The sequence below is a fragment of the Streptomyces sp. NPDC054765 genome (assembly GCF_053612065.1).
On sequence record NZ_JBSHBP010000005.1, the window covers coordinates 112,268 to 131,571 of the forward strand.

Genomic DNA, 19,304 nt, shown 5'->3' on the forward strand with positions numbered 1-19,304 from the left:
GTGTCCGCTGTCTCCCCACTCCGGCCTGCCCACGGGATCAGGTACGGCATGACGACACCGACCGTGACGACGATGTCGCCCAGGTCGTCGGCCATGCCATCCGCCGCACCGGTCACATGTGGTGAGACAGCGGAGTCGCTTGCAGCAGCGCATGGGACACCGTCTCAGTGCGTCCACCTCCACATCTCCTCCATCAGCGAGGTGTACTCCTCGGTGTGGCGGACGCGGAAGACGGACCTCTCAAGCCCGGTTCGTGGCCTGCGGCCACAGCGCTCAAGGACCAGTCCTCCCAGCAACCCCCAGTGGGTGAGGTGGGGTTCGTCGTCCAGGCAGAGGTATGCGCGGTCTTCATCGGTCAGACCGGCCAGGTCGATGCCGAGAGCGTTCAGGATGGTGTGGGGGTCGCCGTCGACGTGCCACGGGGTTTCGTAAGCGGGGAAGCCGGCAGCGGAGAGTGTCAGGCCGTCCGGAAGACAGATCACGTCCTCCGTGTGCGTCTCGCCGAAGTCGGGCGCGGCGGACCCCACGATCAGGGCACCGGGGTAGCGCTCGTGGAGGGCTGTGACTTCGTTCAGGACCGGAGTCATGCCGGCGTCGTACGTGGCGAGGGCCGGATCGGATATGCAGGTCACATTGCCCCAGCAGCCGATCGTGATCAGTTCCAGGTCTGAGAGCGTCTGCACGTACAGCGTCTCGGACGCAGGCATGGGAGGAAGTTCTTCCAGCACCGCGTCGACCGTTGGGAAGGCTTCAGCGAACGTGCGTGCCCGCACGCGGTCGTGCGGCGGCAACTCGGTGGTGCGCTCGGGCAGCGGAGGGTCCAGGAGGGTGAGGGTGTACTCGTCGGAGTTCGAACTGCGGACGGTCGTCGTCTCGGGCGGGTACGTCCAGAAAGAGATGTCGGTCATGACAGGAACCGTAGGACGACGACTGACAGCGGTGCGAGAGCTGCCCGTTGACGTCGCGTCACCGTGGCTGTTCCTCCGGCGCGAGCCGGGCTCAGGGCCTGCCCGGCGGATCAGATCCGGGCGTCGTGCGGATACCAGCGGAGCTCGACCGTGTTGCCGTCCGGATCTCTGACGTACAGGGACTGGCCCTTGCCACGGGCGCCGAAGCGCGACCCGGGGCCGTCGACCACCGTGAACTCGCCCGAGTCGACGACCTCCTGCCAGTCGAGGGGCTCGACGACCAGGCAGAGGTGGTCGACGTTGGAGCCCTCACGGGGCCCCTGGACGAGGTCGATGATGGTCGTCGGGCTCACGCGCACGGAGGGGAAGGGCGCCTCGCCCGCGCGCCAGGCGTCGACGCGGACCGGCTCCAGACCGAGCGGGCCGCAGTAGAAGTCGAGCGAGCGCTCGACGTCGGAGACGTTCAGAACGAGGTGGTCGAAGGCGGTGACGCGCATGAGAGCTCCTCTGGGGCGCCCGGCATGGGCGCCGTCGGGTGGTTGCACGAGGAACGTATATGCCGGATCAGCGAGGCGGGATCGGTCGTTGGTCCTGGTCCGCCGGTCCTGGTCCGCCTGACGGGGGCAGGAGTCGTGGTGGTCCCATCGACGGACTCCGGCTCCGGGCCCCGGACCCAGCGCCCCACGTCTCACGCCCCACGCCCCACGCCGTCGTATGATCCACCGGCCGGGGCCTAATGCCCGGCGGCCGGCCGCCGGGCACGTACGCCCCGAGGCGAGCGCACCGCCTCTTCCTGCGCGACGGCGGCAGGTGCAGACGAATCCCCGGGCTCCCCGTCGGGGCCCACGGGGGACTTCGCCACCACCATCGCCTCCTCCAGCAGACCTCGCACCCGCGCGCCCGCGCGGTAGTAGATGCGCGTCCCCTCCCGCCGGGAATCCACCAGGCCGGCCGCGCGCAGCTTCGCCAGATGCTGGGAGGTCGCGGCGACATGCGCACCGAGCAGCTCCGCAAGTGCGCTCACCGGCAGCTCCTGGCCGCTCAGCGCCCACAACAACCGGTAGCGCGACGGGTCGGCCACCGCCTTGAGCACGGCGACCGCACGATCGGCGCCGGCTGAATCCCACGACATGACTTGCGCACCCATGCAAATATAGTAACCGGCAGTACCCGCGTCAGTGCCACTCAGCTCACCGTGGTCCCGCGGGTACCGCCGCTCCCCCTCCGTACCGGCCTCCGTCTTCCAGCGGCCTGTTGAAAATCACCGCGTCGTAGATGGTTCCGCCGTTGGCGTGGTGAAACGTGTGAGCCCTCCAGCCGCCATTGATGACTTTGGTGCCTGCCGGGCACTTCGCCTGCGAAGCGCTAGCGTCGCCGCTGACCGGCCCCGCGACCACCGCGGCGGCCGGCGCCGGCGCTGTCCATTCCCCGCCGGCGCCGCCCTAGTCCCCCGTGCACTCACCCGCAGCTACACCATCACCCCATCGGCCGCAAGGCTTCAGGCCACCGCTCCACATATCTGAGTTACCGTCAGAAAGTTGCCAGCGCGGCTATCCCTAGGCGGTCCCCGCACATGCCAGACCTTGTGTACATCGGCCTCACGCTCGTTGTCTTCGCCCTCATCGGCCTGGTCGCCAAGGGAGCCGGGCGGCTGTGAGCGTGGAGAACATCGTCGGTCTGGTCGTGGCCGTGGGCCTGGTGATCTACCTGGTCCTCTGTCTGATTTTCCCCGAGAAATTCTAGATGGGGAAGGAATGAACGACACCCTTGCGGGCTGGCTCCAGATCCTCGTTCTGGTGGCCGCCCTGGCTCTCTCCTTCCGCCCGCTCGGCGACTATATGGCGCATCTCCTCACCGCCACCCGTCATCTGCGGGTGGAACGCCTGGTCTACAAAGCAGGCGGGGTGCACGCCGACGCGGACCAGAAATGGCCGGTCTACCTCCGTAGCCTGCTGGCCTTCTCCCTGGTCTCGGTGCTGTTCCTTTACGCGTTCCTCCGTCTGCAGAACCATCTGCTGCTGTCACTCGGTATGAAGGCCGTCACCCCTGACCAGTCGTTCAACACGGCCGCCTCCTTCGTCACCAATACCAATTGGCAGTCGTATGCGGGTGAGTCGGCCATGGGGCACTTGGTCCAGATGGCCGGTCTCGCGGTGCAGAACTTCGTCTCCGCCGCCATGGGCATCGCCGTGGTCGCCGCACTGATCCGTGGCTTCACCCGGGAGAGGACCGACCAGGTCGGGAATTTCTGGGTGGACCTGACCCGGATCGTGGTGCGCCTGCTGCTCCCGGTCTCGTTCGTCTTCGCGCTCGTTCTGGTGGCCGCCGGTGTCATCCAGAATTTCCACGGACTCCAGGACGTCACCACGATTGCCGGCGGCCAGCAGAGCATCACCGGGGGTCCGGTCGCCTCCCAGGAAGCAATCAAGGAAATCGGTACGAACGGCGGCGGTTTCTACAACGCGAATTCCGCCCACCCGTTCGAGAACCCCAACGCCTTCACCAACTTCGTCGAGATCTATCTCCTTCTGGTGATTTCGTTCGCGCTGCCGCGCACCTTCGGGAAGATGGTCGGGGACAACCGCCAGGGATATGCGGTGGTCGCCGTGATGGCGCTGCTGTGGGCCGCCTCGGTCGCGATCGTGACCGCCAATGAGCTGCACAGCGTCAGCAGCGTGGCCGGTCACGCGGCCGGCGGAATGATGGAGGGCAAGGAAACACGGTTCGGTATCTGGTCGTCGGTGCTGTTCGCCGTGTCCACCACCCTGACGTCATGCGGCGCGGTCAATTCCTTCCACGACTCGTACACGCCGGGCGGCGGGGGCATGACGCTCTTCCACATGATGCTCGGGGAGATCGCGCCCGGCGGCACCGGTTCCGGGCTCTACGGCATGCTGATCCTGGCGATCGTCGCGGTTTTCGTCGCCGGGCTGATGGTCGGCCGTACGCCCGAGTACCTGGGCAAGAAACTGCGCGGCCGGGAGATGAAGTACGCCTCGCTGTACATCCTGACCACGCCCGCCGTCGTACTGGCCGGCGCGGGGCTGGCGATGGCGTTCCCCGGCGAGCGGGCGGCGATGCTCAACTCCGGGGCGCACGGCTTCTCCGAGGTGCTGTACGCCTTCGCTTCCGCGGCCAACAACAACGGCTCGGCGTTCGCGGGCCTGAGTGCGAACACCGTCTGGTACAACACCGCGCTCGGTCTGGCCATGCTCTTCGGCCGCTTTCTTCCGATGGTGTTCGTGCTGGCGCTGGCCGGGTCGCTCGCGCGGCAGCAGCCCGTTCCGGTCACCGCGGGCACCCTGCCCACCCATCGGCCGCAGTTCGTCGGGCTGTTGACCGGCGTGGTCCTCATCGTCGTCGGTCTGACGTATTTCCCCGCGCTCGCGCTGGGACCCATGGCGGAAGGTCTGGAGGGTCTGCGCTGATGCCCACGACCGGCATTCCCGCTCCCGCTCCGCCGACCGGGCCCTCGGCCGGCCCTCGGCGGCCCCGGGTCCCGGGCGGACTGCTCGGCCCCCAGCAGCTGCTGAGGTCGTTCCCCGATGCCGTGCGCAAGCTGGATCCGCGGATGATGTACCACAACCCGGTCATGTTCGTCGTCGAGGCCGGGGCGGTCCTGGCCACACTCTCGGCGGTCGAGACGCCCAGCGTCTTCGCCTGGGTGATCACGGGATGGCTCTGGCTGACGTCGGTCTTCGCCAATCTGGCCGAGGCGGTGGCGGAGGGCCGCGGCAAGGCGCAGGCGGAGACACTGCGGCGGACCAAGACCGCCACGACGGCCCGTCGTCTGGCCGGGTGGCAGGCGGGTGCGAGCGAGGTCGCCGAGGAGGAAGTCCCCGGCGCCGGCCTGCGGTTGGGTGATCATGTGGTCGTCGAGGCCGGGCAGATCATTCCGGGGGACGGCGATGTGGTCGAAGGCGTCGCGAGCGTCGACGAGTCGGCGATCACGGGTGAGTCGGCGCCGGTGATCCGTGAGTCGGGCGGTGACCGGTCCGCGGTGACGGGTGGTACGAAGGTGCTCTCGGACCGGATCGTCGTGAGGATCACCTCGAAACCGGGTGAGACCTTCATCGACCGGATGATCGCGCTGGTCGAGGGTGCGGCCCGGCAGAAGACCCCGAACGAGATCGCGCTCAACATCCTGCTGGCCTCGCTGACGATCGTCTTCCTGGTCGCGGTGGTGACACTGCAGCCCTTCGCGCTCTTCGCGGGGGCCGAGCAGTCCCTCGTCATCCTGGTCGCCCTCGTCGTGGCCCTGATCCCGACCACGATCGGCGCTTTGCTCTCGGCGATCGGCATCGCGGGCATGGACCGGCTGGTACAGCGCAATGTGCTGGCGATGTCCGGGCGTGCGGTGGAGGCCGCGGGCGACGTCAACACCCTGCTGCTCGACAAGACCGGCACCATCACACTCGGCAACCGCCAGGCGGCCGCGTTCCTGCCGGCCGAAGGGGTGGGCGTCGAAGAACTCGCGGACGCCGCCCAGCTGTCGTCGATCGCCGACGAGACGCCCGAGGGCCGCTCCGTCGTCGTCCTCGCCAAGCAGCGGTACGCACTGCGCGGCCGCGGTGAAGGAGAGCTGGTCCAGGCGGAGTTCGTCCCGTTCACCGCCCAGAGCCGGATGAGCGGGGTGGACCTGGCGGATCCAGGGGAAGCGCGGTCGCTGCGCAAGGGCGCGGCGACGGCCGTGATGCGCTGGGTCCGTGACCACGGCGGACACCCCACCGCGGAGGTGGGCCACCTCGTCGACGGCATCTCCGCGAGTGGCGGCACCCCGCTCGTCGTCGGTGAGGTGATCCGGCCGGGCGGTGACCAGGCCGCCGACGCCCGTGTCCTGGGCGTCATCCACCTCAAGGACGTGGTCAAGGAAGGCATGCGCGAGCGCTTCGACGAGCTGCGGCGGATGGGCATCAAGACCATCATGATCACCGGCGACAATCCGCTGACCGCGCGCGCCATCGCCCAGGAAGCAGGGGTGGACGACTTCCTCGCCGAGGCCACCCCCGAGGACAAGATGACCCTCATCCGGCATGAGCAGGAAGGCGGCAAGCTGGTCGCCATGACCGGCGACGGCACCAACGACGCCCCCGCCCTCGCCCAGGCGGACGTCGGCGTGGCGATGAACACCGGCACCTCGGCCGCCAAGGAGGCCGGGAACATGGTCGACCTGGACTCCAATCCGACCAAGCTCATCGAAATCGTCGAGATCGGCAAGCAACTGCTCATCACCCGGGGGGCGTTGACGACCTTCTCGATCGCCAACGACGTCGCGAAGTACTTCGCGATCATCCCGGCGATGTTCGCCGGGGTCTATCCGGGCCTGGACAAGCTCAACATCATGCGGCTGCACAGTCCGGCCTCGGCGATCTCCTCGGCGATCGTCTTCAATGCGCTGATCATCGTTGCGCTGATCCCGCTCGCGCTACGCGGTGTGCGCTACCGGCCGTCCTCGGCCGCGAAACTGCTCAGCCGCAACATCTGGAGGTACGGACTCGGCGGTCTGGTCCTGCCGTTCGTCGGCATCAAGCTGCTCGACCTCGTCATCCAGTTCCTCCCCGGCCTGCGCTGACGGGCGCCGGAAGGGCGACCCGCAGCAGACCGGCCGACGGCAGAAAAGGTCCGACGAGAGAAGAAGGCGATCCCTTCATGCACACTCCTCTTCCTCCCTTGCTCCGGCGGCATGTGGCGGCGCTGCGGATGCTGCTCGTGTTCACCGTGCTCACCGGCATCGCCTATCCGCTCCTCGTCACCGGCATCGCGCAGGCCGTGTTCTCCCACGAGGCCAACGGCTCCCTGGTGACGACGGACGGCAAGCCGGTGGCCTCCAGTCTGCTCGGCCAGAACTTCGCCCTGCCGAAGCGGAACCCCGAGGACGCGAAGGAACCGCTGCGGCCCGACCCCAAGTGGTTCCAGCCCCGCCCCTCCGCGGGCGGGTACGACCCTTTGGCATCCGGCGCCTCCAACCTCGGCCCGAACGACACCCGCCTGATCAGCACCGTCAGGCAACGCCGCATTGCCGTGGCGGCATTCGACGGCGTCTCCCCCGCATCCGTTCCGGCCGACGCCGTGACCGCCGGCGGCTCCGGTCTCGACCCGGCGATCTCCCCGGCGTACGCCTACGAACAGGTCAACCGCGTGGCAAAGGCCCGACGCCTGGCCCCCGCCGAGGTCGAGCAGCTTGTCGCCCGCCACGTCCAGGGCCGCGTCCTGGGGTTCCTGGGTCAAGAACGCGTCAGCATCGTCGAACTCAACCACGAGCTTGCCAGGCTGATGTGACCGTGGAGCAGACCGCCGGCCGGGGGATGACCCGTAGGACAGGCCTTACGGCCGGCCGTCGGCCGCGGGCGGTTCCTCGGCAGGGAACAGGATCGGGCTGAGCAGGTACCGGGTGCGCCCGGGTGAAGGTTCGTTCGCCATGCGCGAGACGAGCACGTCGCGCATCTCGCCGATCAGCCCGGCGAGTTCGTCCGGGCTGAGCCAGAGCGCATGCTGACGGTAGCCGACCAGGTCCGCGGCCGGGTCGGCACCGTCCCGGTCGAGGTAGGCATGGAACTCGGCGAGCAGAGTGGCCACGGCCACGGCGAACCCGCGCCGGTGGTCTTCCGGTGACACCGACGCCGCGGTCTCGGCGTCGATCACCGCCCGCTCCCGCCGCAGCCGGTAGCGGCGCTCCACGGCGCCACGTACCCGCTGCTCGTCCACCACTTCCAGCAGGCCACCGTCGGCCAGCAGCCCGACATGCCGGTACACGGTGGCCTTCGACACGTCGGGCAGCAGCGCGCACAGCTGCGACGTGGTGAGCGACCGCCCACCGGACAGGGCGTGCACGATGCGCAGCCGTACCGGGTGCAGCAGCAGATCGACCGTCTCCATGGGATGACATTCTCATAGCTGATAACGTTCTCAAAGTCAAGAACAGTGCCTTCGAGTGACCGGGAGAGCGCACCGTGCCGCACCAATCGCCACCGCTGGGATGCCACTTCGACGTCGGCGGGCGGCAGCTGATGCTGTACCGCTCCGGCGGTGAAGGCCCGACCACAGTGTTCCTGGCGGGAGTCGGGCTGATGAGCCTGGACTACCTGAACATCCACCACCGTGTGGCCGAGCTGACCGGCAGCGTGCTCTACGACCGTGCCGGCAGCGGATGGAGTGACCCGGTCGCGCTGCCGCGTACGGCCGCGGAGGTCACCGACGAACTGCACGAACTGCTGCGCACCGCCGCCATACCCGGCCCCTACCTGCTGGTCGGCCACTCCCTGGGCGGGGCCTATGCGCGCCACTACGCACGGCGCTTTCCCGGCGAGGTCGCCGGCCTGCTTCTGCTCGATCCGTTCCACGAGGACTTGGCCGTACGCGGGCCCCGGCAAGCGCGGGAGCGGCTGGAGCAGATGCTGGAGCAGATGCGGGACCAGAAGCTGGTGCCACTCACGGAGCAGCAGATCCGGCAGTCCCGCGACCGGATGGCGCACCGCTTCGCGGCGTGGCCGGAAGCGGTGCGCGGGCCGCTGGCCGAACGCCACCTCGTCACCTGGCAGGTCGCCGCACAGGAGAACCAGAACGTCTATGACAAGGTCGCCGACGAGTTCCGGCGCGCACCGGACACGCCCGACGTCCCCTTGATCGTGCTCTCCGCGATGGGACACGACGCCACGCAGGCCCACCTCTGGCCAAAAGAGCTGCTGCGCGAGATCAACGACGCCAAGCGCGCCCTGCACGCGGAACTGGCCGCCGAGTCCCCGCGCGGCGAACAGCGCATTCTCGATGACGCGGGGCACGGGTGGCTCCATGAGGAATGCCCGGAGGCTGTGCTCCAGGCGGTCAACGACCTTCTCGACCGGGCGCGTTGAGCGCTGTGATCGCGTAGGGCTGTCCGGCGGATCGGATCGGATGCGGGTTCCGGGCTCCGCGCGGCGATGAGCCCGTGGGGTCCGTCACGCTCCTCCCCCGGCAGTCGGTGTTGCCTGGGCCGTGATGTCGTGCTGCGCCAGCAAGCGCGTACGGAAGAGGTCGAGGACCTCGTCCAGCGCCTCGCGGGTCGGCTGGCCGGGTTCGTCGATGAGGTGCTCGGTCAGTACGGAGTGCGGCGGCAGCGTGGCACGGGGATTCGCGGCGGAGTCGTCCAGTTCGACGGCGGTGAAGGCATCACCGAGTTCGCGGCGCAGAAAGTCGAAGCGCTCGCCCGGTACCAGCCGGTCTCCGCGGAACCGCAGCCCCATGACCCGAAGCCCCTCGCGTGCACAGCGGCCCCGGACGGCGGCGAGGTCTTCGGCGGAAATATCGATGCCGCCGGCCCGGCTCTTGGTGAGCGCCAACGGCAGCGACGGCTGGGACAGGACGGGCGCGAGAAGGCGCTCGTCGGCGGCCATGGCCAGGGCGAAGCCGCCGGTGAGACACATGCCGATGGCCCCGACGCCGGGGCCGCCGCAGCGCCGGTGTTCGTGCGTGGCCAGGGCCCGCAGCCAGGTCACCACCGGCGAGGTTTTCCCCTTGGCCAGCACGGTGAATTCCCGGCTCACGCACACCTTCCGCAGTGACGAGGCTGCATAGAGTCCGGCCTTCAGCCGGCCGGCCTCGGCAGGATCGGCTTCGCGGCCGGGGGTGCCGAAGAGCACCGGAAGCACGGCGGTGCAGCCGATTGCGGCCACGCGTTCCGCGAATTCCAAGACCTTGGGAGTGATGCCCGGTATTTCTGCCATCACGATCACGGCGGGCCCGGTGCCACGCCGCAGAATCCGGCGGGTGGTGCCGTCGTGGGTGAAGGTGCCGCGGTCGAAGCCGGTCAGGTCATGATCTGCCATGGATGGCCACCGTCCTGGTAGGTCGTTGCCCGGGGGCTGGTCGGGGTGCTGGTTGGTCGGTGCTGCGCTCCGGCCGGGCGCTCGGCCGGGCGCTGCGGCCGGGCGCTTCTTCCCCGTCCCGGCATGCGTCAGCGCGAGAGTACCCGGCGGGTGTCGTTCGGGGCAGCGCAAACCTCGCCGCTCCCGACAATGTGGCCCGCGGCCGGTCACCGCGCCGTCTTCCCAGGTGACGCCGGGGTGCGGCCGGAGCGCGCCCTCCAACTGACGTGTGTGACACGGCAGTTACGCCTGCGAAGGCAGCTCGGCTTTCAGGTTCGCGGGATGGTGCGGTCCTGGGGATACGGCAGTTCGGGCAGGGAGGGCTCCCGCAGCCAGGCGTCGAAGAGTGCGTCGAGCGGGGCGGAGGCGAACTGCCGGGCGTATGCGGTGAAGTCGGCGGTGCTCACCGTGCCGTGGCGGTGCTCCGTGGCCCAGCCTTTGAGCATGCGGAAGAAGGCGTCCTCGCCGAGGGCGCAGCGCAGCGCATGGACCGCCAGTCCTCCTCGCCGGTACAACCGGTCGTCGAACATCAGGATCTTGCCGGGGTCGGCCGGCCGGAGGTCCTGCGGCAGAGTGGCGAGCAGGGCGTGCGAGGCCGCGGCGTGCGCGGCGGCCGCGGGGCCTCCACCGTGCTCCGACCAGAGCCACTCCGCGTACTTGGCGAAGCCCTCGTTGAGCCAGATGTGCTGCCAGTTGGCGACCGAGACGCTGTTGCCGAACCACTGGTGGGCGAGTTCATGGGCGATCAGGCGTTCCGAGGTGCGTGCGCCGTCCAGGTGGTTGGTGCCGAAGGTGGCCACGCCCTGGGCCTCCACCGGGACCTCCAGTTCCTCGTCGGCGACCACGACGGTGTACTCCCCGAAGGGGTACGGGCCGAACAGCTCCTGGAAGAACTGCATCATCCGGGTCTGCCGGGCGAAGTCCGCGGTGAATTCGGGCAGCAGCCGTGCGGGCAGGTAGGCGGTCTGCGGCACCGGTGGCTGCTGTCCGGCCATCGGGGCCGGGCCGGTGAGCGGCACGGCGGTGTACTTGCCGAGGGAGACGGTCACCAGGTAGCTGGAGGTGGGGGCCGGCTGCTCGTACACCCATGTGGTGCTGCTCGACCGGGTGGTGCGGCTCAGCAGCCGGCCACCGGCGACCGCGGTGTACGGGGACGGTGCGGTGACCGACACCCGGTACGACGCCTTGTCGGCCGGCCGGTCGTTGCAGGGATACCAGGACGGTGCACCGATCGGCTGGCTCGCCACCAGCGCGCCCTCGGTCAGCTCCTCCCAGCCCAGGCCGCCCCACGGGCTGGGCATCGGCTTGGGGTTGCCGGCGTAGCGCACCTCCACGGTGAAGGCTCTGCCCGGGGCCAGTGCCTTCGGCGGGCGGATCCGCAGCTTGCCCGCCCGGTGGGTGTAGCGCACGGTGCGGCCGTCCACCAGGATCCGCTGAATCCTGAACGGGGCCAGGTCGAGTGCGATCTCGTCCAGTGGAGCGGGGCCCGCCAGCGCGCTGAGCCGCGCCGAGCCGCTGAGCCGGTTGGCCACGGGCCGGTAGGTGAGGTCGAGTTCGTAGTGGCGGACGTGGTAGCGGGCGTCGCCGTGACCGGGGAAGTACGGGTCCGTGGCAGGGGCCGGGACCTGATCGGGGTTCATCGGTGCCATTCTCCCCCGGCATCGGCGGACTGACGGTGCATCGTCGTGCTGTACCTCATTCCCGGGGGTGCCAGGCCTCGATCGGGTTGCCCAGCCACCGGGTGCCGGCGGGGACGGTCTCCGCGCCCATCGCCAAGGACGCCGGTCCGAGTGTGCTGCACGCCCCGAGGGTACTGCCGGGCAGGACGATGCCGCCGGGTCCGAGAGTGGCGCCCTCGCGCAGCAGCACGGTGTCCATCCGCAGGACCCGGTCGTGGAAGAGGTGGGTCTGCAGCACACAGCCCCGGTTGACGCTCACCCCGTCCTCCAGCGTGACCAGGTCGGCTTCCGGCAGCCAGTAGCTCTCGCACCACACGCCCCGGCCGATCGTGGCTCCCAGACCGCGCAGCCAGAGGTTCATCAGCGGCGTGCCCGGTACGGCACCGACCAGCCAGGGCACGGCGAGCACCTCGACGAAGGTGTCGGCGAGCTCCGTACGCCATACGAAGCCGCTCCACAGCGGGTGTTCCGCCGGGCGGACCCGGCCCGCCAGCAGCCACTTGGCGGCAATCGACACGCCACCGGCGACGGTCCCCGCGGCCAGCAGCACCAGGCCGGAGAGCAGCGCCGCCACCACCGGTGAGCTGCGTTCGGCCAGGCAGGCGAGCGCGGCCAGGGCCAGCAGGCCGAGGGTGGCGGAGACCAGCACCGGCAGCAGCCGGCACCCTTCGACCAGTCCCCGGGCCCAGAGCAGCCGGGCCGGCGGATCGTAGGTCAGACGGTGGTCCGCGATGCCGGCCGAGCGCGGCAGGCGCATGGGCGGCATGCCCAGGTACGAGCTGCCCTTCTTCGCCTTCTCGGGGGTGGCGGACAGCACGCCCACCAGCCCGCGGTCCGGGACGGCGCGCCCCGGTGCGGTCATGCCGGAGTTGCCGAGGAAGGCCCGCTCGCCGATCTCGGCCGCGCCGATCCGCAGCCACCCGCCGCCCAGTTCGTACGGGGCGACCAGGGTGTCGTCGGCGAGGAAGGCACCGTCGCGCACCGTGGTAAGGCTGGGCAGCGCCAGCACCGTGGAGACCTCGACCCGGCTGCCGACCTTCATGCCCAGTGCGCGCAGCCAGAGGGGAGTGATCAGACCGGCGTAGAGCGGAAAGAGCGTCTCACGGGCCAGGTCCATGAGCTGGCTGACGGTCCAGGCCTGCCAGCCGGTCCGGCCGTGCAGCGGATGCCAGCCGGGGCGCAGACCACGGCTCAGCGACCGGACGACGGCGATCAGCAGGGCCGCGTAGGCGAGCCCGAAGGCCAAGGTGGCGGGCACGAGGGCGAGGAGCGCGCCGCGTACGGCGTCGCCGAGGTCGTCCCCGGCGCGGACGAAGCAGCCCGCCACCGCCAGCGCCGGGATCCCGGCCACCAGCCGCAGCAGTGCGAGCAGCGGGCCGCTCATGCCGTACAGCGCCGCCCACGGGGCCCGGTGCGGGGGTCGGCGCTTGGGCCAGCGCCGGGCGGCCTTGCCCAGCTTGACGGCGGGGACACCGCCCCAGCTCTGCCCGGTCGGCACCCGGGCGGTGACACCGGAACCGGGGGCGATCTGAGCCCGCTTGCCCACCCGGGCGCCGGGGAGGAGTGTGCTGCGGCTTCCGACCACCGCCCCGGAGCCCACCTTCACCGGACCGACCTCCAGCCGGTCCCCGTCCAGCCAGTAGCCGGACAGATCCACCTCCGCCTCGACGGCGCACCCCCGGCCCAGCTTGAGCATCCCGGTCACCGGTGGCAGGGAGTGCAGATCGACCTCCGGCCCGATCCGTGCGCCCAGCGCACGGCCGTAACGGACCAGCCACGCCCCGGAGAGGTGGACCGCACCGCTCAGCTCCGCGAGCCGCTCCGCGGTCCACAGGCGCAGATGCACGCTGCCGCCGCGGGGGTAACTGCCGGGCCGCAGTCCCCGCAGCAGCAGACGGGCCCCGCCGGCTGCCACCGCCACTCTGCCGGGCGGGCTGAAAAGCAGCAGGCCACCGGCCACCACCCACCACCACGAGGCTGTCGGTGCCCAGGGGTAGCTGCCGAACCAGGCCAGGACGTTGCCCAGCGTCAGCAGTCCGAGCGTCCAGCGCAGTCCGACCAGGGTGAAGAGCGGCAACAACAGGAGAAGTTGCACGGTCTGGGCCCGGACCGGGACGGGCCGCACCTGGCGTGTGCCGCTCTCGGCCTGCGCGGAACGTTCCAGCAGCCGGGCCAGCTTGCGCAGTGTGGGGTGCTGGTAGACATCGCGGACGGCCGTGGCCGGGTAGCGGTCGCGGAGCAGGGTGGTGAGCCGGGCGGCGGCGAGGCTGCCGCCGCCGATCGCGAAGAAGTCGTCCCGGGCATCGGTGACCGGGACCCCGAGGATCTCGTACCACTGCCCGGCCAGCCATGCCTCGGTGCCGTTGAGCCGCTCGCCGGGACCCGCGGCACCGTGACCGGGGCCTGCCGTCCGGGGCAGGGGCCAGGGCAGCGCGGCCCGGTCCACCTTGCCGGACGTGCGGGTGGGCAGGGTGTCGACCGGGGCGAGCAGCGGCACCAGTGCGGCGGGCAGTTGGGCGCGCAGCCGCTCGACGGCCTTGGTCCGGTCCCAGCCGTCCTGGAGCACCACATAACCGACCAGGAGCGGGGTGCCGCCCCGCGCGGTCCGGACGGCGGCAGCGGCACCGGCGACACCGGGCAGCGCCAGCAGGGCCGCGTCCACCTCCCCCAGCTCGATCCGCCGGCCGCCGAGTTTGATCTGTTCGTCGTCGCGCCCCAGGAAGACCAGTCCGTCGGGCTCGGCCCGTACGAGGTCGCCGCTGCGATAGGCCCGGTGCCAGCCGAGTGACTCCAGCGGGGCGTATTTCTCGGCGTCCTTGCCGGCGTCCAGGTAACGCGCCAGCCCGGCCCCGCCGATGACCAGCCGGCCGATGCCGCCCATGGCGACCGGAGCTCCGGTGTCATCCACCACGGCCAGCTCCCAGCCGTCCAGCGGCAGGCCGATCCGTACGGGTCCTTCGCCGGTCAGCAGCGAGGCACAGGTGACCACGGTCGCCTCGGTCGGGCCGTAGGTGTTCCAGACCTCACGCCCCTCGGTGACCATCCGCTCCACCAGTTCGGGCGGACAGGGCTCGCCCCCGAAGACCAGCAGCCGCACCTCGTTGAGCGCCTCGGCCGGCCACAGCGCGGCGAGCGTGGGCACTGTGGAGACGACCGTGATGTCCTGCTCGGCGAGCCAGGGGCCGAGACCGGCACCGTCCCGCACCCGGGACCGCGGCACGGGCACCAGACAGGCGCCGTACCGCCAGGCGAGCCACATCTCCTCGCACGAGGCGTCGAAGGCGACCGAGAGGGCGGCCATCACCCGGTCACCCGGGCCGAGCGGCTCCTCCTGGAGGAAGAGCGCCGCTTCGGCGTCGACAAAGGCCGCCGCATTGCGGTGGGTGACCGCGACGCCCTTGGGTGTGCCGGTGGAACCGGAGGTGAAGATGATCCAGGCGTCGTCCTCGGGTCCCGGGCGGCGCAGGCGGCCGGCGGGGGCGCGGCGGCCCGTCAAGGTGAGGTTCCGCCCCTCCCCGAGCACGGCGCACACTGCCGCCTCGCCGAACACCAGCTCCGCCCGTTCGTCCGGGTCGTCGGCGTCCACCGGTACGTACGCCGCACCCGCGGCGAGCACGGCCAGAATGCAGAGGTAGAGGTCATTGGTGCCGGAGGGCACCCGTACCCCGACGCGGTCGCCCACGCCGACGTCGGCCGAGACCAGCCGGCGGCGTAGTGCGTCGACCTCGCCGGCGAGCTCCCGGTAGCTCAGCGAGACCCGTCCGTCGTCCAGGGCCGGCTCGTGCGGATGGATCAGGACGGTGGCGTCCAGGACATCCACGAGCGTGCGCGCAGCGGGAGCCGTACGTCCGCCGAATACGGCGGGCAGGCCGTCGGCACTCTCACCCGCGGGGTCCTGCTCCCGCACCATGCGCCCCGACGCCAGCTCAACCATGCGTTCCTCGTCCCTTGTTCCCCCTTCCGCCGCCGGGTCGGGACGGGTGGCGGGGTGGCGTGCACGGGGTGAGGTGTTTCGGGTGCCGCGCACCGGGTGCCGTGCGCCTGGGCCCCCGCACGTACGGGCCCCGCGAACTGCCCGCCGGCCCCTCGCCCGTCCATGCGAATATCCGGCATTCCGCGATATTCGGCGAGCATTGGTGGCAAAAGGGTTGTTTTCCCTCTGTGGTCGGCTGCTGCCGCCCCTCGACGGACCGCAGCGGGGTCACCCGTTCGGCCTGCCGCACGGTGCGTCACACGGGCATCCGGCCCACGCTGCTCCCAATCCCCACGGGAAAGGAGTGGTACCGGTGACGCCGTTGGCCGACGACTGGCTGGCACCCTGGGTCGCGCAGGCCCGCTCAGCCCTCGAAGGGGGACCGCTGGCCGCGTTCCTCGCAGACCTCGCCACCGCCGCCCCCGCACTGGGACGCGCCACGGCACACATCATCAGCCTCCCCGTGCACCCCGCCGCACTCGCCCTGCGCACGTCCCCCGAAGTCCTCACCACGGACCTGGCCCAGCTCAGTGCGGCCGGGCTGCTCACCTGTACCTACGACGGCGACGCCGACGCCGCGCATGCCACGATCACCCTGCTGCCCGGCAGCTCGTCCTCGTGATCACACAGCGCCGCCGGCCATGGCCGACGGCCGGCCCCGCGGTGCCGGGCCGTCGGACCGCCGGTCGTCATCGTCACGTGTAGGCGGTCTCCAGCGCCGTGGAACCGGCCGTTGCCCGCTGCTGGGCACGGTGGAGCGTCCGCACCGCGAGCCATCACGGGGCGGACTGTTACGTCGTTACGTCGTCACGTCGTCACGTATCCAAGGTCCTCACGTCCTCACGTCCTCACGTCCGAAGCCGGACAGCGGATGTCGGCGCCGCCTCCCTGCTCAGCCACCTGTCGACCGTCTTCGCCAGTCCGGCGAGGGCGGGGTGGCGCAGCATGCTGTGGTGGCTGCCTTCGACCGGGTGGGCGGTAGGGCTGCCGGTGGTGCCAAGTCCACGGCGTCAGCGGGTCGCCGATCCCGTCCGCCACGTCCGCCCTGCCCGCACCCTCCGCCCCGCGCTGAGCGGTGGATACCCCCTGGGGGTGTATGAGGGCAAGCAGCGGAGGGCTCACCGTGCCCGGCGCGAGAGCGGGGGCGAGGGCGGCGCGACGGCGGAGCGACGGCGGAGCGACTGTCCCGTAAATCCCGCTTTGGATATTTAGCGCCCATTGGAGTGGCATTGTTCCGGCGCGTGGTCGTAGCGTGTCCGCAGAGAAGCAGCGACAGCCCCGCGGGGACCGTTCGGCCCGTCACAGGACCGCACCCCGCGCCGCAGCCGGTGTCCAGCCATACGAAGCGGTTGAGGAGCGGATATGCGAGCTCACAGGGCAAAGGCAGCACTCATGGTCTGTGCCGGGGCAGCCCTTGTGGCGGCTGCCGCACCGGCGGCCGCGTCCGGCGCCTTTGAACCGCCGGCGCGGCACGGGGTGGCAGCCATCGACTGCAGCGGCCATCCGCAGGTCCGCCCCGGCGATTTCTTGATCGCCTGCGGTGACGGCAACAACGGCCTCACCTCGCTCCGGTGGGCGCAATGGCAGCCGCAGTCCGCCACGGCCGAGGGAAGCAATGTGGTCAACGACTGCCGGCCTTACTGCGCGGCAGGCCACTTCCACCGGTACCGCGTCACCGTCCGGCTCGACCACCCGCAGATCCGCCCCGGTCACCCTGGGCAGCAGCACTACACCCGGCTGACCCTCAGCTACCCCGCCGACCGGCCGGCCGGCACACCCCGCGTCGTCACCTCCCAGCTCTGGAACTGACCGGGCCCCCGCGAGTACGCGGCGCCGGGGGGATGGTGGCAGCGGCGGATGATGGTACCGGTGTCGGGACCATGATGCCGGGCTGAGACCGTCCGGGCGAGCCGGTGGCGACAGCGGTCACGGCATCTTCCCGCACGCCGTCGCAGCGCCGGCGGGCGCCCGGCGGAAGTGGGCGCCCTCGGCCGCGGACCGCTGCCCGGCGGTTCACTTCGGGGGGTCCCCCGACGCTTCGACGCGCGCGATCGGGGCGGAGCTGGTCTGCTGGACCGGGGGCCGTTGTACCCGTTGTACCCGTTGTACCCGTTGGGCCGTTGTACCCGTTCCCCCGGAGATCCCGATGAGCACTTATCGAGCCGCACAGGTCGCCGCCGCCGGCGGTCCGCTGGAGATCGTCGAACGCGAGGTGGCGCGGCCCGGCCCCCGCCACGTACGGATTGCCGTGGACGCCTGCGGGGTCTGCCACAGCGACTCGGCTTTTGTGGACGGCCTGTTTCCGGGCGTCCGCTTCCCGCTGGTCCCCGGGCACGAGATCGCCGGACGCATCGAGGAGACCGGCGAGGGAACGTACAGCGGCTGGCAGGTGGGCGACCGGGTGGCGGTGGGCTGGTTCGGCGGCAGCTGCGGCCACTGCACGCCCTGCCGGCAGGGCGACTTCATGGTCTGCGAGAACCTGAAGGTCCCCGGATGGGCGTACGACGGGGGCTTTGCCGACACCGTGATCGCCCCGGTCGACGCCCTGGCCCGGATCCCCGATGCGCTGGCGGCCACCGACGCAGCGCCCCTCGCCTGCGCGGGGGTGACCACGTACAACGGGCTGCGGCGCAGTTCGGCGCGGCCCGGCGACCTGGTCGCCGTACTCGGCATCGGCGGCCTCGGTCACCTCGGGGTGCAGTACGCGGCCGCGATGGGGTTCGAGACCGTGGCCATCGCCCGCGGAGCCGGCAAAGCCGAATTCGCCAGGCGGCTGGGCGCGCACCACTACCTCGACAGCACCGTGGACACCCCCGTCGGGGACGCGCTGCAGGCCCTCGGCGGCGCCAAGGCCGTGCTGGCCACCGCCGCCAACTCCGACGCCATCACGGCCACCGTGGACGGGCTCGCTCCCCGCGGCGAACTGGTGGTCATCGGTGTGGACGCCGAACCGCTGGGCATCAGCCCGAACCAGCTGCTCATGAGCGGCAAAATCATCCGCGGCCACCCGTCCGGCACGGCGCAGGACGTGCAGGACACTCTGGAGTTCAGCACCTTGCACGGGATCCGCCCGATGGTCGAGGTCGTGCCGCTGGACCAGGCCGACGACGCCTACCGGAAGATGATGTCCGGCGCCGCCCGCTTCCGGATGGTGCTCACCACCCGCTGAACGGGAGGCGGTGAGCGGAGCCGCTTGCTGCGGGATCTGTTACGGAGTGCCTCGCCGGGGCCGTTACGGGTCCTTCCCGGGTCTGACGCGGGGCCGTTGCGGGGTCCGTTGAGGCAATCCGTTGAAGCATTCCGTTGCGGGCGCAGTGCGCTCCCCCGGCGCCGAGGGGGCGGCGCCGGGCCGGCAGCGCGTTCCACTTTCTCCCTGGGACGGCTGGGACACATCATCATGTGAGCCGTCGGAAACGCTGAGCGACGCAGGGTCACGCTCCGGTGCACCTGCACATCACGCAAGGAGAATCCGATGAATCGACGCATGCTGCGCAACGGCGTGGTCGCCGCAATCGCCGCTTTCGCCATGGTCCCCGCGGTGGCGGTCGCCGACTCCTGTCCGCACCCCGCCCGCGTCCGGCACTCCACGTACCACGGCACGGCGACGACGTGGACCACTCATGCGTACGGCCGCGCGGTGACCCCGAACGGCATCACACTGAACGTCCGTTCGGGCCCGGGTACCGGCTACCGCGTGGTCGACACCGTGCGTGCCGGCGGTGTGCGGGCCCTCGTGTGCAAGACGAGGGGCAGCACGGTTCGGGGCAACAGCCGCTGGTACAAGCTCTCGCACCGTCGGGGTTATGTCTCCGCCCACTACGTCCACGCCTTCCGCACCGTCCCGTGGTGCCGGGTCCTCAGCAGCTGACACCGGCACCGCCGTCCGTGGTGCCGCCGGAATGAC

The 19,304-nt window shown here is 70.7% G+C and carries 16 protein-coding genes; 9 read left to right on the top strand and 7 right to left on the bottom strand.

The window, feature by feature from the left end; translation table 11 throughout:
• Positions 1 to 164 precede the first annotated feature (164 nt).
• The 3 genes from ACWGJY_RS05530 to ACWGJY_RS05540 form a co-directional block, all read right to left on the bottom strand.
• On the bottom strand, positions 165 to 908 hold the full coding sequence (locus ACWGJY_RS05530) for a DUF6333 family protein (RefSeq protein WP_453259487.1): 744 nt from the start codon (positions 906 to 908) through the stop codon (positions 165 to 167).
• Between the two features lie 110 nt (positions 909 to 1,018).
• Positions 1,019 to 1,405, bottom strand: coding sequence for a VOC family protein (locus tag ACWGJY_RS05535; RefSeq protein ID WP_453259488.1), 387 nt, complete (start codon positions 1,403 to 1,405; stop codon positions 1,019 to 1,021).
• A gap of 236 nt (positions 1,406 to 1,641) precedes the next feature.
• Positions 1,642 to 2,055, bottom strand: coding sequence for an ArsR/SmtB family transcription factor (locus ACWGJY_RS05540; protein ID WP_453259489.1), 414 nt, complete (start codon positions 2,053 to 2,055; stop codon positions 1,642 to 1,644).
• A 506-nt stretch (positions 2,056 to 2,561) separates the two neighbouring features.
• Here ACWGJY_RS05540 and kdpF point away from each other — a divergent pair.
• The 4 genes from kdpF (at position 2,562) to kdpC (ending at position 7,187) form a co-directional block, all read left to right on the top strand.
• Positions 2,562 to 2,651 carry a K(+)-transporting ATPase subunit F gene (gene kdpF, locus ACWGJY_RS05545; RefSeq protein ID WP_453259490.1) on the top strand — a complete coding sequence of 30 codons (90 nt, stop codon included), beginning with the start codon at positions 2,562 to 2,564 and terminating at the stop codon, positions 2,649 to 2,651.
• Between the two features lie 11 nt (positions 2,652 to 2,662).
• A complete protein-coding gene (gene kdpA, locus ACWGJY_RS05550) occupies positions 2,663 to 4,336 on the top strand; it encodes a potassium-transporting ATPase subunit KdpA (RefSeq protein WP_453259491.1) in 1,674 nt (557 codons plus the stop codon).
• The gene (kdpB, locus tag ACWGJY_RS05555) at positions 4,336 to 6,480 is read left to right on the top strand and encodes a potassium-transporting ATPase subunit KdpB (protein WP_453259492.1); all 2,145 of its coding nucleotides are present in this window, start codon (positions 4,336 to 4,338) and stop codon (positions 6,478 to 6,480) included. The genes kdpA and kdpB overlap by 1 nt, the downstream gene beginning before the upstream one ends.
• Before the next feature lie 77 nt (positions 6,481 to 6,557).
• Positions 6,558 to 7,187 carry a potassium-transporting ATPase subunit KdpC gene (gene kdpC / locus ACWGJY_RS05560; protein WP_453259493.1) on the top strand — a complete coding sequence of 210 codons (630 nt, stop codon included), beginning with the start codon at positions 6,558 to 6,560 and terminating at the stop codon, positions 7,185 to 7,187.
• Positions 7,188 to 7,232: 45 nt separating this feature from the next.
• On the opposite strand, the gene ACWGJY_RS05565 is transcribed toward kdpC, so the two are convergent.
• Positions 7,233 to 7,784, bottom strand: a complete 552-nt coding sequence (locus ACWGJY_RS05565) for a helix-turn-helix domain-containing protein (protein ID WP_453259494.1) — start codon at positions 7,782 to 7,784, stop codon at positions 7,233 to 7,235.
• A gap of 74 nt (positions 7,785 to 7,858) precedes the next feature.
• Between ACWGJY_RS05565 and ACWGJY_RS05570 the strand changes: the two genes are divergently transcribed.
• Complete coding sequence (locus tag ACWGJY_RS05570) at positions 7,859 to 8,758, top strand: alpha/beta fold hydrolase (RefSeq protein WP_453259495.1); 900 nt, start codon at positions 7,859 to 7,861, stop codon at positions 8,756 to 8,758.
• An 84-nt stretch (positions 8,759 to 8,842) separates the two neighbouring features.
• Here ACWGJY_RS05570 and ACWGJY_RS05575 read toward each other — a convergent pair whose 3' ends face one another.
• The 3 genes from ACWGJY_RS05575 to ACWGJY_RS05585 form a co-directional block, all read right to left on the bottom strand.
• Positions 8,843 to 9,709, bottom strand: a complete 867-nt coding sequence (locus ACWGJY_RS05575) for a dienelactone hydrolase family protein (protein WP_453259496.1) — start codon at positions 9,707 to 9,709, stop codon at positions 8,843 to 8,845.
• Positions 9,710 to 10,017: 308 nt separating this feature from the next.
• Positions 10,018 to 11,388: a M1 family metallopeptidase gene (locus tag ACWGJY_RS05580; protein WP_453259497.1), complete on the bottom strand. Its 1,371-nt coding sequence runs from the start codon at positions 11,386 to 11,388 to the stop codon at positions 10,018 to 10,020.
• A gap of 55 nt (positions 11,389 to 11,443) precedes the next feature.
• Positions 11,444 to 15,361 (bottom strand): Pls/PosA family non-ribosomal peptide synthetase, encoded by a 3,918-nt coding sequence (locus tag ACWGJY_RS05585; RefSeq protein WP_453259498.1) that lies wholly within the window; start codon positions 15,359 to 15,361, stop codon positions 11,444 to 11,446.
• Positions 15,362 to 15,713: 352 nt separating this feature from the next.
• Here ACWGJY_RS05585 and ACWGJY_RS05590 point away from each other — a divergent pair, with 352 nt between their 5' ends.
• The 4 genes from ACWGJY_RS05590 to ACWGJY_RS05605 all read left to right on the top strand — a co-directional run bounded on the left by ACWGJY_RS05590 (position 15,714) and on the right by ACWGJY_RS05605 (position 19,268).
• Entirely contained in the window at positions 15,714 to 16,022 is a 309-nt protein-coding gene (locus tag ACWGJY_RS05590; protein ID WP_453259499.1) for a hypothetical protein, read from the top strand.
• Positions 16,023 to 16,762: 740 nt separating this feature from the next.
• Positions 16,763 to 17,209 (top strand): hypothetical protein, encoded by a 447-nt coding sequence (locus tag ACWGJY_RS05595; protein ID WP_453259500.1) that lies wholly within the window; start codon positions 16,763 to 16,765, stop codon positions 17,207 to 17,209.
• A 337-nt stretch (positions 17,210 to 17,546) separates the two neighbouring features.
• The gene (locus ACWGJY_RS05600; protein ID WP_453259501.1) at positions 17,547 to 18,569 is read left to right on the top strand and encodes an alcohol dehydrogenase; all 1,023 of its coding nucleotides are present in this window, start codon (positions 17,547 to 17,549) and stop codon (positions 18,567 to 18,569) included.
• 303 nt (positions 18,570 to 18,872) lie between these two features.
• Positions 18,873 to 19,268 (top strand): SH3 domain-containing protein, encoded by a 396-nt coding sequence (locus ACWGJY_RS05605; RefSeq protein WP_453259502.1) that lies wholly within the window; start codon positions 18,873 to 18,875, stop codon positions 19,266 to 19,268.
• Positions 19,269 to 19,304: the final 36 nt, after the last annotated feature.